Origin of the sequence: Phenylobacterium sp. (assembly GCF_030651185.1) — a bacterium.
Classification (GTDB): domain Bacteria; phylum Pseudomonadota; class Alphaproteobacteria; order Caulobacterales; family Caulobacteraceae; genus Phenylobacterium.
The window spans coordinates 20,792-32,438 of record NZ_JAUSCJ010000015.1 but is presented as its reverse complement, the minus strand read 5'-3'; the positions used below and the strand labels follow the sequence as shown (position 1 = coordinate 32,438).

General features: G+C 60.9%; 9 protein-coding genes and 1 pseudogene. 1 reads left to right on the top strand and 9 read right to left on the bottom strand.

Translation table 11 applies throughout. The annotated features are described in order from the left end of the window. Positions 1 to 774 precede the first annotated feature (774 nt). The 5 genes from Q7J39_RS06670 to Q7J39_RS06650 form a co-directional block, all read right to left on the bottom strand. Entirely contained in the window at positions 775 to 2,430 is a 1,656-nt protein-coding gene (locus tag Q7J39_RS06670) for a GMC family oxidoreductase (protein ID WP_304821762.1), read from the bottom strand. A gap of 341 nt (positions 2,431 to 2,771) precedes the next feature. Beyond that, positions 2,772 to 3,671 carry an SDR family oxidoreductase gene (locus Q7J39_RS06665; protein ID WP_304821756.1) on the bottom strand — a complete coding sequence of 300 codons (900 nt, stop codon included), beginning with the start codon at positions 3,669 to 3,671 and terminating at the stop codon, positions 2,772 to 2,774. 24 nt (positions 3,672 to 3,695) lie between these two features. Continuing rightward, complete coding sequence (locus tag Q7J39_RS06660) at positions 3,696 to 5,252, bottom strand: AMP-binding protein (protein WP_304821753.1); 1,557 nt, start codon at positions 5,250 to 5,252, stop codon at positions 3,696 to 3,698. A 123-nt stretch (positions 5,253 to 5,375) separates the two neighbouring features. After that, complete coding sequence (locus Q7J39_RS06655) at positions 5,376 to 5,768, bottom strand: Zn-ribbon domain-containing OB-fold protein (protein WP_304821750.1); 393 nt, start codon at positions 5,766 to 5,768, stop codon at positions 5,376 to 5,378. Beyond that, positions 5,765 to 6,940, bottom strand: coding sequence for a thiolase domain-containing protein (locus Q7J39_RS06650; RefSeq protein WP_304821746.1), 1,176 nt, complete (start codon positions 6,938 to 6,940; stop codon positions 5,765 to 5,767). The genes Q7J39_RS06655 and Q7J39_RS06650 overlap by 4 nt, the downstream gene beginning before the upstream one ends. Before the next feature lie 660 nt (positions 6,941 to 7,600). Between Q7J39_RS06650 and Q7J39_RS20875 the strand changes: the two genes are divergently transcribed. Next, positions 7,601 to 7,960: an ATP-binding protein gene (locus tag Q7J39_RS20875; RefSeq protein WP_370690002.1), complete on the top strand. Its 360-nt coding sequence runs from the start codon at positions 7,601 to 7,603 to the stop codon at positions 7,958 to 7,960. Here the strand turns inward: Q7J39_RS20875 and Q7J39_RS06640 are convergent. The 4 genes and pseudogenes from Q7J39_RS06640 to Q7J39_RS06625 all read right to left on the bottom strand — a co-directional run. Further along, positions 7,890 to 8,138, bottom strand: a pseudogene (locus tag Q7J39_RS06640) (IS481 family transposase); the annotation flags it as partial. The gene Q7J39_RS20875 and the pseudogene Q7J39_RS06640 sit on opposite strands and share 71 nt — an antisense overlap. A 90-nt stretch (positions 8,139 to 8,228) precedes the next feature. Next, positions 8,229 to 8,549 (bottom strand): 2Fe-2S iron-sulfur cluster-binding protein, encoded by a 321-nt coding sequence (locus Q7J39_RS06635; protein WP_304821744.1) that lies wholly within the window; start codon positions 8,547 to 8,549, stop codon positions 8,229 to 8,231. Between the two features lie 139 nt (positions 8,550 to 8,688). Further along, positions 8,689 to 9,957 carry a cytochrome P450 gene (locus Q7J39_RS06630; protein ID WP_304821741.1) on the bottom strand — a complete coding sequence of 423 codons (1,269 nt, stop codon included), beginning with the start codon at positions 9,955 to 9,957 and terminating at the stop codon, positions 8,689 to 8,691. Positions 9,958 to 10,005: 48 nt separating this feature from the next. Continuing rightward, complete coding sequence (locus tag Q7J39_RS06625) at positions 10,006 to 11,643, bottom strand: NAD(P)/FAD-dependent oxidoreductase (protein WP_304821738.1); 1,638 nt, start codon at positions 11,641 to 11,643, stop codon at positions 10,006 to 10,008. Between the last annotated feature and the right edge of the window lie 4 nt (positions 11,644 to 11,647).

Below are 11,647 nucleotides of genomic sequence, written 5' to 3'. Positions count from 1 at the left end.
TGAGCGTCGCAACCCAACCCTACTGAAGATCGTGGATGACCACCGCAGCCCCGCTCACTCGCTACGGCGCCCAATGAGGGGCGCGCTTCGCGAGCGGCGCTGCTACCGCCGCGGAGCTACACCACGGCCGGGGACACGACCCGCGCCCCAACGCCCGGTCGATAGGATGTAATACCAGCCGGCGCTGATCAGTACCCATGGGCCCAGTCTCTGAGGCCGATGGACATGATGCGCCAGGGCTAGTCGGCGATGGTTTTCCAGGCGGCGCAGCAGTGGTCGACGATGTCCTCGTAGTTGCGGAAGATGCGGTTGGAGAGGTGGTTTTCGCGCATGAACTGCCAGAGGTTCTCCACCAGATTGAGCTCCGGGGCGGTGAATCGGCGTGGAAAACTGGGTCTGACTCAATTCTGATGCAGACCGATGGCGTCCTGGCGCTGATTTCCACTGGAGGGTCAGTGCGATGGCTCAGCGGACATACGGTCTTACCCTAATCTCCTGATCGTCGGTTATGAACAGGCCAGAGCCCGGTCGCCGTTGCGACATCTGATCATGGTGTCAGCTTGCGCGGGTCTTCCCGGGAAGGCCGGGAAGACGTCAAGCGAGATGGGAAAGAGTAACTCCAGGGTTGAGGGGTCCGACGGCCCGACCCTCCCGTCTCATCAATAGGTCAGCCAAGCCTCAGACACATCTCGGCTTACGGAGTTACGGCCCAGGATTGGAACGGTCATCAACGTCGAGGACAAGCGTGTATCGTGTATCTGTCTTCATCGTTCTTCATATCTCTCTTGCCGCCATCGCCTTCCCGAGGATCATGTCCGAAGCCTTTTCAGCGATCATCATCGTCGGTGCGTTGGTGTTGCCTGAAACGAGGCGCGGCATTACCGAAGCGTCTACGACACGCAGCGCCTCGACGCCTCGCACTCGGAGCTGCGGATCGACCACAGCCATAGGCCCACTGCCCATCATGCATGTGCCGACCGGGTGGTAGATGGTGGTGCCGCCCATCCGGGCATAAGTCAGCAACATGTCATCAGTCTCGAAGCCCGGACCTGGGTTCATCTCATGGTCGATGTAGCGAGTAAGAGCCGGTTGGCTCGCAATCTTGCGCGCCCACTTAAGGCCTGCAATAGCGACCTCCTGGTCGAGCGGATCGGCCAAATAGTTGGGCGCGATAGCTGGGTAAACGCTGGAGTCGGCCGACTTGATGCGGATCGTGCCACGGCTTTCAGGGCGCAGTTGGCAGGGAGCGATGGTGAGGCCTGGCTCACCTTCAAGTTCCATCTTCTGCTGGGTGGCGAGCTTTTCTGCGTCCATGGTGGCAGGCAAGATATGGAACTGGATGTCAGGTGTAGAGAGATCAGGCCGCGATTTGACGAAGGCGGCGATATGCGCAGCCGACAGCGTCAGAAGCCCCCGCCTCAAGAAGGCGTACTTCAGGGCCTCCCCCACGAGTCGCCGACCTTTAGACATCTCATTGACGGAGAGGACCCCCTTCTTCAACCGGTAACGCAGGCCGACCACGTAGTGATCCTGCAGGTTTTCGCCTACGCCCGGAACGTCCGCCACCACGGGAATTCCGTGCTCTTGCAGAAGGGCCGCAGGACCGACGCCAGAAAGCTGTAGGAGTTGGGGCGAATTGACCGCGCCGCCGGCCAGGATCACCTCGGCATTGGCTGTCGCCGTCCGTCGCATACCGTTCTGGATGAACTCGACGCCGACCGCGCGCTTCTCCCGGAAGAGGACCCGGGTGGCGAGGGAACCGGTTTCAACGACAAGGTTCGATCGCTTCAGAACCGGATGTAGATATGCGACCGCGGCGGACCAGCGCCGGCCGTTCTTCATTGTCACCTGGAACCAAGTCGCCCCTTCCTGCTGAGCGGCGTTCAGATCCTCTAGACGCGGCAGGCCCGCCTGCACACATGCATCTATGACGGCGTCCGACACAGGATGGCCGTCGCGCATGTCGGAGACGTTTAGGGGGCCACCCGTGGCGTTCCAATCGTCCGCTCCGCGCTCCTGATGCTGCGAACGCAGAAAATACGGCTTCACATCATCATAGGACCAGCCTTCGCATCCGAGCTGCCGCCAGCCATCATAATCTTCCCGCTGGCCGCGAATGTAGAGCATCGCGTTGATTGAGGATGAGCCGCCCAACACCTTGCCACGCGGCCAGGCATGCTGACGCCCGCCCGAGCCGGGATCGGGTTCGGTTTGGTAGAGCCAGTTGACCTTCGGATCCTTTAACGTCTGCGAGTAACCCACAGGCACATGGATCATCACATTCGATAAGAATTGTGAGGGGTTATGCATCGGCCGGTCGTCGCCGCCTGCTTCCAATAGAAGCACGCGCGTCTTGCCGTCAGCGGTAAGACGATTGGCGAGGACGCATCCTGCCGATCCCGCACCCACGATAATGTAGTCCACCTGCAGGCTAATGGCACGAACTCCAACGCTTACCAAATATCAATATTGCACGACCATAGTCGATAAGCCTTGAGCCGGGATGTGCGAACAATAACGCCATCGTTTTAGAGACAATCTTGCTCTGGAATACCTGGCGGATATGGCCCTTCCCTTCTCGGAAAGCTACAGTATTGAAGAGTCCACCGATGATGGTTGTGCGCTCGGGCAGCGAACGCCGAGTCCTAAAGGGATTTTCTTTCACTATCAGCATTCGAGTCATTCGGTCGCCCGCCCCTTTTCGTCTTAGATCGCCGTTGGGAACCAGCGGACCTGAATCGGTGGTCCGCCTTGCCTGATTGGGAACCGCCTCAACCGCCAATCGCATCCGGCTGTCTCGACTTGCTGATGAGGTCCTTGACGATTGGGCCGAGTTCGTTCGGGTCGAAACGCCGCTTCGGATTTATTGCCGGCCCGCGATGCCAGCGCTCGAAGACTGTCAGCCGCCCCCCCGTGGATTCGAAGACCTGGCCCGTCACGTCCTTCGACTCGCTGCTCCCGAGCCAGACGACGATCGGTGCGATATTGGCCGGATCACGGGGGTTCCACTCACCCGCAGGCACCTCGACGCCGTAACCAAGATCTTCCGTCATCCGGGTAAGCGCCCCCGGCGAGATCGCGTTCACCGTGACCCCGTAGCGCGCGAGCTCCATCGCCGCGGTAATCGTAAAGGCGGCGATGCCCGCCTTGGCCGCGCCATAGTTGCATTGCCCCTGATTGCCCAGTAACCCGGAAACAGAAGTAGTATTGATGATCCGAGCGTCGACTGGATTGCCTTCCTTGGCGCGCGCCCGCCAATAATCAGCGGCGTGGCGAGCTGGACAAAAAGTGCCGCGAAGATGAACCTTGATGACCGCATCCCATTCGTCGATCGCCATGTTGGCCAGCATGCGATCGCGCAAAATGCCAGCGTTGCCCACGAGAACATCGAGGCCGCCAAAAGTCGCGGTCGCCTGATCGATCATCCGTTTGGCGCCCTCCCAGTCCGATACGTCGTCGCCATTGGCGACCGCCTCTCCACCCATCGCCCTGATTTCCGCCGCCAGAGCCTCGGCGGGTTCGCTCGATCGGCCCTCGCCAGTCCGCTCGCTACCGAGATCATTCACCACAATCCTGGCGCCTTGGCGGGCGAACTCCAGGCAGTGCTCCCGCCCGATACCCCTCGCCCCACCCGTCACAATGACGACGCGCCCCTCGCACAATCCAGCCATTCCTAGATCCTTGTTTCGTTGGATTTAGATCTTCTTCTCGCCCTGCCAGTATCTGTCGCGGACCGTTCGTCGCACGATCTTGCCGGTCTCAAGCCGCGGAAGATCATCGGCGAAATCGACGGTGCGCGGGCGTTTGTAAGTGGCGAGGCGCGCTGCCGCGAAATCCAGTATTTCCTTGGCCAGCGCCTCGTTGGGTTCGTATCCTTGGTTGAGTTGAACCACGGCCTTGACTTCTTCACCCCAGTCCGGGTTAGGCACGCCCACCGTCGCCACATCCTTGACCGCCGGGTGTTGGAGGACCTCCTGATCGATTTCCGATGGATAGATATTCACTCCGCCAGAGATGATTACCTCGGCGCTGCGGCCGGTCAGAAAGAGAAATCCATCCTCGTCCACGTAGCCCAGATCGCCCATCGTGTAGAACGCTCCACGGTAGACGCCTGCAGTCTTCTCCGGAGCTTTGAAGTACTCGAACCTCCCTGTTGCAGGCGCCTCGAAATAGACGGTTCCAACATCGCCCTGCGGCAATTCCTTACCATTCTCATCCTGAATCTGCATGACGACCCCCGCAGTGGGCCTGCCTACAGAGCCAGGTTTGTTCAGCCACTCGGCCGGCTCGATGAACACCCCGCCGCCTTCGGTTGCGCCATAGTATTCGAAAACAACGGGCCCTAGCCATTCGAGCGCCGCCTGCTTCACATGCACCGGACATGGAGCCGCGCCGTGAAGCACCCAGCGCAGTGATGAAACATCATATTTCGAGCGGATGTCGGGGGTGAGGTGGAGGAGCCGATTGAGCATCGTCGGCACGATGTGGGTATGGGTGATGCGATGCTGATCGACTAAACGGAGCATTGCCTCCGCATCCCATTTGTCCATCAGTAACGTGTGAACCCCCGCGGAGAGCGGGAGCAGGAGATTCAGGCTCAGAGGTGCGGCGTGATAGAGCGGTCCGGTCACCACCGAAACGTCGTGTGCGCCATTAAACTGCGCTGTCTCGACCATTTTTGCAAAAAGAGAGGAAGCTGGTGGCGCGCTGCCCCGATAGACTCCCTTAGGATGCCCCGTCGTACCCGAAGTGTAGAGCATCTGACTGCCCAGAATGGGATTTGGAACATTTTCGCCGGATTCGTGCGCCATCAACGTGTCGTATGACGCGAAACCCTTGATCGGCCCGCCCACCGCGAGCTTGACGCGCAGACCAGACGTTGCGGAGGCCGCTTGGATGGCTGCTACCGTGAGTCGTGCGTCAGCGACGAAGGCCTTAGCCTCACAGTTCTCGACGATATACGCGACTTCGTCGGCAGTAAGGTGCCAGTTGACCGGCGTTAGTCGGAAGCCGGCGCGTTGGCAGGCCATGACCGTTTCGACGAATTCTGGTCGGTTAACGCAGAGAAGCGCCACCCCATCGCCGGGCACTAAGCCGGCGCCCCGCAGCAACTCGACGAGACGATTAGCTTGTGCGTTCAACTCCGAAAATGTGCGGTCGCCTTGTTCGGACGAAATCGCAAGTCGGTCTGGCTCGCGAGCGGCGTGCCAAGCGACAACCATGCCTTTGGCCGCAGCGTCCTCGAACGTCATCCTAAGCATGGGTCACACCGTCTAACCTGAAGCCGAGCAACGGCTAATTGGATTGGGGAGCGATCTGAGATAGTCGCGCCATACCCCATCGGGGCTGAAGCCGCTTTCGATTCGGAGAGGCGGTCATAGAGGGGAGAACATCGGAATCGCGCAGCCGTCTTCGGCCTCGACAAAATGAACACGCACCCTCTGCCCGATACGAAGCGTGCCGGCATCGCAGTCAACGATGTTGGTCAGCATCGTAACGCCCTCATTCAGGGTCACGTAGGCGATGATGTGTGGCGGGTCCGCCTGGCGTGTGACGGAGAAACTGTAGATTTGACCGAGGCCCGACGTTTCCTTGAGCTCGGTGTCAGTTGAATAGCAAATTGGGCATATCGAGCGCGGGTAGTAATGGTTTTCGCCGCAGGCATTGCAAAACCCGACCATGAGCCGGCCTTGTCCCGCCGCCTCCCAGAACGGCTTGTTCTCGACGTTCGTAACGACGCGGCGCTTGATTTCGTTCAGATTGCTCATGCGTCTTGGTTTCCGAGAATAAGGGTCGCGCTTCCCATGCGGGAGCCAAGAAGCCCCCCGGTCCCGTGCGCCAGGGCGATGTCACAGTCGGGCACCTGGACGCGAGGATGGGCCACGCCCCGTACCTGACGAACCGCTTCGATGACTTTTGTCATGCCGCCACGGTTGCCCGGGTGGTTGTTGCATAGCCCACCTCCGTCGGTGTTGAACGGCAAGCGCCCAACCCCGGAAATGAGGTTGCCGTCGGAGACGAACCGCCCCCCCGCCCCTTTTTCGCAGAATCCGAGATCCTCAATGGTCTCGAGCACCGTGATCGTGAACGAGTCGTAGATTGATGCGTATTTGATGTCCTTCGCCGTCACGCCCGCCTCTTCGAAGGCCTTCGGCCCCGACCAGCGCGCGCCAGAAAACGTCAGATCGACCCGTCCCGCCGAGAGATGCTTGGGCGCCTCGCCGGCGCCCAGAACCTTGACCAGAGGGCGTCGCAACCCTCTGGCTACGGCTTCGCTGACGACGACCAAGCCTCCCCCGCCGTCGGTAATCACGCAGCAATCGAGCCGATGAAGCGGATCCGCGATCATCGGAGAGGCCAAGACTTCGTCGACCGTCACTATGTTTCGTAGCCTGGCGTTCTCATTGTACTGAGCATGATGGGAGGCCGCGACCTTGATCCAGGCTAGTTGCTCGGACGTTGTTCCGAACTCGTGCATGTGGCGCTTGGCGCACATCGCATACATGTTGGCCACATTTGCGCCGAACGGCGCCTCGAACGGAAAATCCGGCGCTTCGGTATTGTGAAACCCGCCTGACTTGCCCTCCTTTGCGTCCGCTAAGGGGCGGCCCGCTAGCGTGATGAGCGCGATGTTGCAGTGCCCGGCCGCGATCGCCTGCGCCGCATGATTGACATGGACCAGATAGGAGGACCCGCCGGTTTCGGTGCTGTCCATGTGCCGTACGTTCTGCAGGCCGAGGTACTCGATCATGTTGAGCGGACCCAGGCCAGGCGCATCGCCGGCGCAGAAGTACGCGTCCACATCACCCATGCTCAGCCCGGCGTCATCGATCGCCCCCTTCGCAATTTCGGCATGTAGTTGCGCGAGCGTCTTGTTCGCCGCTCCCCTGCAGGGATGCTCATAGATACCTGCGACAAAGGCCTTGCCTCGAATGCTCACGTCCCGCCCCCAACTCAGTCGGCCACTAGGGCCACAGCACGGCGAAGGGACTGCCTTCGACCCACGATTTCTGCTTCTTGACTAGCCCATCGCTAGGCTGGCCGGGTTCCATCAATGGCGAATTTGGTAGCCCGTCCGCGCGACCCTTCCCTGACACATATGAGGCAAACAAAAACACATATATAGCAGACTGGGTCAAGGCTTCGGATTGGGGACATTCGGGCGGTCGCCCCCAGGAGAAAAAGATGCACATCGAACCGCGCCAGAAGCTCGGTACCCATCCGGCGTAGCTTTCAATCACCCATAAGTCGCTGACTCTTTTGGATAATGGTGCGGGAAAATCTTGAATCGGTTGTGATTCTGTATCGGGCACCTGTTTCGTTTGAAGCGGTGCAAGATGCCGTCCGTTTCGATCAGCTTGAGAGCGTGGGCGAGTGATTTGCCGCGGTGCAGGCAGAACCAGGTCCGGGTGTGCCGATGCCACTGAATGTTGAAGCGGTCGCGGCTGAGCCAATCCAAGCGGACGAAGGGGGCGTCGAATTCCTCGCCGAGGTTCTCTGGAAACCCCGATCGATAGCGCGATAGCGGCGGATGAAACGATAGCGATTGCCGTGCCACTTGCCCTGAATGTCGACGGGGTAGTTGAACTCTGTGGGGCGGATGGCAGGCAGGCTCTTCGCCGCCCTGGCGCTCGGCCGCGCCGACGGCCGCTATCCCAAGATGCTGCGCGCCCTGTCGAGCGCCGATCTGCTGATCTTGGACGACTGGGGTCCAGAGAGCCTCAACGCCGATCAGCGTCGCGACCTCCTAGAGATCGTCGAAGACCGATACAACCGCGGCTCCGTCCTGATCACCACCCAGGTCCCAATCGGCCGCTGGTACGAAATCATCGGCAATCCGACCCTGGCTGACGCCATCCTCGATCGGGTCATCCACAACGCCGATCTACGATGGTTGGCTGCAGGGCATACAAGCAGTCGTCCAACGGCAGCAGCGTGTGCCTCCAGAAGGCGGCAATGATCGCCTCCTCCTCGATCACCAGCACGGTCGACTTTGGATCCTTCGGCCCTGGACTCAGACCCTCAGTCGAGGCCCGCTTCTTCCACTTGACCCCGGTCTTCGGGTTGATCCCGTGCCGCGTCGAAAGGGCCCTCAGGCTCTCTTGGCTATGCTGTACCGCTCGACGGACCGCCGCTATCGTTGTGGCTCTTCCCGTGAAGAGCCTGTCAGATAGCGCATCCTTCCGGCCATCGGAAAATAATGCACCATAAAGCCTGGGACTGAATATCTAATGCTGGCTCTGTGGCATCCGTACGACCAACCCGTCGAGTTCGTCTGTGACCTTGATTTGGCAGGCGAGTCGACTGTTCTCAGCCACACCTTCCGCGAATTCGAGCATGGACACCTCCATGGGCGTTTTGGGGCCGGTCTTGCTTGTCCACTCTGCGTCCACGTAGACGTGACATGTGGCGCAGGCACTGGCGCCGCCGCAGTCGGCGTCGATGCCCGGAATGCTGTTCTTCACGGCGCCTTCCATGACCGACAGCCCAGGCTTCACGTCAACGACGTGCTCGACCCCGTCATGCTCACAATAGGTGATCTTGGCCACTTGCTTTTCTCCAGCCGCTGATTCGCGGCGAAAATCCATTTGGGGAGGCGTCCTGCGACGCCGCGCAGAACGTAGAATTCTGTGCGACCTGAGTCTTTCCGCGCACGGTTCGCAGTCTACTTGGTGCTGAAGGGGGGCTTCAGGAACGCGCGGGGATCATGACCGGCATGGACGAATAACCCCGGATCAAGACCGACGGCACGCGCTGTGGGTCCTCAAGCACTAGGATCTCAGGAAAACGAGGCAGGATCTCTTCCCAGAGAATCCGTAGCTGCAGCTCGGCCAGACGGTTGCCCACGCAGCGGTGAATTCCAAAGCCGAAGGACAGGTGGTTGCGCGGCCGCTCTCGGTCGATGATGTAAGCTTCAGGGTTCTCGATCGCCTCCTCGTCCCGGTTGCCTGAGGCGTACCAGATCAGCACCTTGTCGCCCTTCCTGATGAGCTTGCCGCCAAGCTCGAAATCCTGGGTGGCGGTGCGCCGCATGTTGGAGAGCGGGGTCTGCCAGCGAATGGTCTCGGAGACCATGGAGGGAATCAGGCTGGGATTCTCGTGCAGCTTTCGCAGCTGATCGGGGTTCTGGTTCATCGCTAGGATCGAGCCCGTCATCGTATTGCGGGTGGTGTCATTGCCACCGATGATCAGCAGGAGCAGATTCCCGAGGTACTCCATCCGGTCCATGTTTCGCGTGGCCTCGCCGTGCGCCAGCATGGAGATCAGATCGCCCTTAGGTGGGGCGTTGACCCGCTCATTCCAGAGCCGCGTGAAGTAGTCAACGCAGCCGAACAGCTCCGTCCTGCGCTCGGTCTCGTAATCCTCCGTGACGAACAGGCCGGATTCAGGTCCCGCGGTGGCGATGTCCGACCAGCGGGTCAGCTTGCGCCGTTCATCCCAGGGAAAGTCGAACAAGGTGGCCAGCATCTGGGTAGTGAGTTCGATGGAAACCCGATCGACCCAGTCGAAGGGCTCGCCGATCGGCAGTTCGTCCAGGGTCTTGGTGATGCGGCTGCGGATCAACGGCTCCATCAGGTGGAGGTTGGCCGGCGAGACAATCGGGCTGACGGTCTTGCGCTGGACGTCGTGCTTGGGCGGATCCATCGCGATGAACATCGGAAGCGTGAAGTCTTCTTTTGGGTCGAAGATCGTGATCGATGGCTCCGACGAGAACACCTCGTGGTTGATATCGACGGCCATGATGTCGGCATACTTTGTAATGGACCAGAAGGCACCGTCCGGGTGGTGATGCGCCGGGTGCAGATGAACCGGGTCCTCCTTGCGCAACCGCTCCAAGTATGGCCACACCGTGTCGGCGCGCCAGAGCTCGGGGTCGGCGAGGTTGATGTCTTCCAACGGCATTGCGTAGGCCTTTGCGCGGGCCTCGGCCCTCAGATCGATCGCGCCGTCGCTCATTGAATTCTCCATCTCTTGCTTATCCCGTCAATCAAGATGACGGGCGCCTCAGGTCCCTAGGACAAACCCCTCATAACCCTTGTCGGCGCTGGCCTGACACATCTGCAGGTACAGTGGAACGCCGCCCGGATAATTTAATAATTCCCGTGGCTTACCCGGAATATTAGCACCCATGTACCAGGAGTCAGCCAGGGGAAAGAGCGTCATGGCGCCAACCGCCTCGACATGGTCCTTCCAGGTCTGTTCGGCGGTGGTGGTCGCCTCGAACCGGCTGACGCCCGCGTCGCGCATGCGTCCCAGGAATTCGACCACCCAGTCGCCCTGCAGTTCGGCGCAGGTCGGGCCATTGCAGAACCCCGAGGGGCTCTGCGGCCCGTAGAGGAACAGCAGGTTGGGAAAGCCAGCGCTGGCCATGCCCAGATGAGTTCGCGCGCCCTTGGCCCACTTCTCCTTGAGCGTGAGCCCCTCGACACCGCGGATGTCGATCTGCGTCAGGCCGCCGGTCACGGCATCGAAGCCGGTGGCAAGAACCAGGAGATCGAGCTCGTACTCCCGCTCTGCGGTCTTTACGCCGCCGAGGGTGACCTCCAGGATCGGCGTTTCCTTCAGGTCCACCAACTCGACGTTGTCCTGGTTGAAGACGTCGTAGTAGGTCTGCTCAAGGGACGGGCGCTTGACCCCGAACGGGTGCGGCGGCTGCTTCGGGGCAAGCTTTTCGGCGAGCTTCGGATCGCGGATCCGCTTCTGCACCTTCTCGCGCCAGAAGTCGTAGGCGGTGCGATTGGCCTCGAGGTTCATCATCACGTCGTAGAAGGTCGAGGCCCAGAAACTAAATCCTCCGGCCGCCCAACTCGCCTCATAGATGTCCTGCCGTTCTTCCGGAGAGACCTCCAGCGCGGACTTTCCGCTCGCGTGGAAGTCGAAGCCGCCGAAGCTTTCGCGCCGCCGCGCGAATCGCGCGGGATAGTCGCGTTTCATGTCGGCCTGGGTCGCTTCGTCCAGGTTGCGCTGCTGCATCGCCAGCGCCAGGATCGGCGTGCGCTGGAAGACCGTCAGTTGCGCGGCCACGGGCGCAGCCTCCTGCACCACCTGCACGCCGCTCGCACCGGTGCCGATTACGCCCACGCGCTTGCCCGTCATGTCGAGGCCGCCTTGCGGCCACCAGGCGGTGTGGTGTATTTCACCGGCGAAGCGGTCGAGCCCCTCGATCTGCGGCACATAGGGCTTGGCGGCGAACCCGGTGCAGAGCACCAGGAAGCGGGCGCGGACGCCGCCGCCGTCCTGCGTCGTCACGATCCACTGGTCGCGCCCGGCGTCGAACTCGGCGCCCTCGACACGGGTGTTGAAGCGGATATCCCGGCTCAGATCGAGCTTCTGATCGACGTAATGGAAATAGCGACGCAGCTCGTCCCAGGCTGGGAATCGCTCGGTCCAGGTCCAGTCGCGCCAGAGATCCTCGCTGGAGAACTCGTACATCGGCACGTGGGTGTCGACGCGGGCGCCAGGATAGCAGTTCCAGTACCAGATACCGCCCAGGTCGGCGCCGGCCTCGAAAAGGCGCACCGAGAACCCCAGTTGGCGCAGGCGGTGGAGCTGGTAAAGGCCGGTGAAACCGGCCCCGACCACAAGGACATCCAGTTCCTCGATCGGTTGGGTTTCTGGCCGCACGGCGGGTTCGGTGTTCATGGTC

Coding starts and splice junctions, on each gene's coding strand:
- Q7J39_RS06665 (WP_304821756.1), bottom strand. CDS start 3,671: ATGGCTGGATTGTGCGAGGGGCGCGTCGTCATTGTGACGGGTGGGGCG.
- Q7J39_RS06660 (WP_304821753.1), bottom strand. CDS start 5,252: ATGACGTTCGAGGACGCTGCGGCCAAAGGCATGGTTGTCGCTTGGCAC.
- Q7J39_RS06655 (WP_304821750.1), bottom strand. CDS start 5,768: ATGAGCAATCTGAACGAAATCAAGCGCCGCGTCGTTACGAACGTCGAG.
- Q7J39_RS20875 (WP_370690002.1), top strand. CDS start 7,601: ATGGCAGGCAGGCTCTTCGCCGCCCTGGCGCTCGGCCGCGCCGACGGC.
- Q7J39_RS06630 (WP_304821741.1), bottom strand. CDS start 9,957: ATGAGCGACGGCGCGATCGATCTGAGGGCCGAGGCCCGCGCAAAGGCC.
- Q7J39_RS06625 (WP_304821738.1), bottom strand. CDS start 11,643: ATGAACACCGAACCCGCCGTGCGGCCAGAAACCCAACCGATCGAGGAA.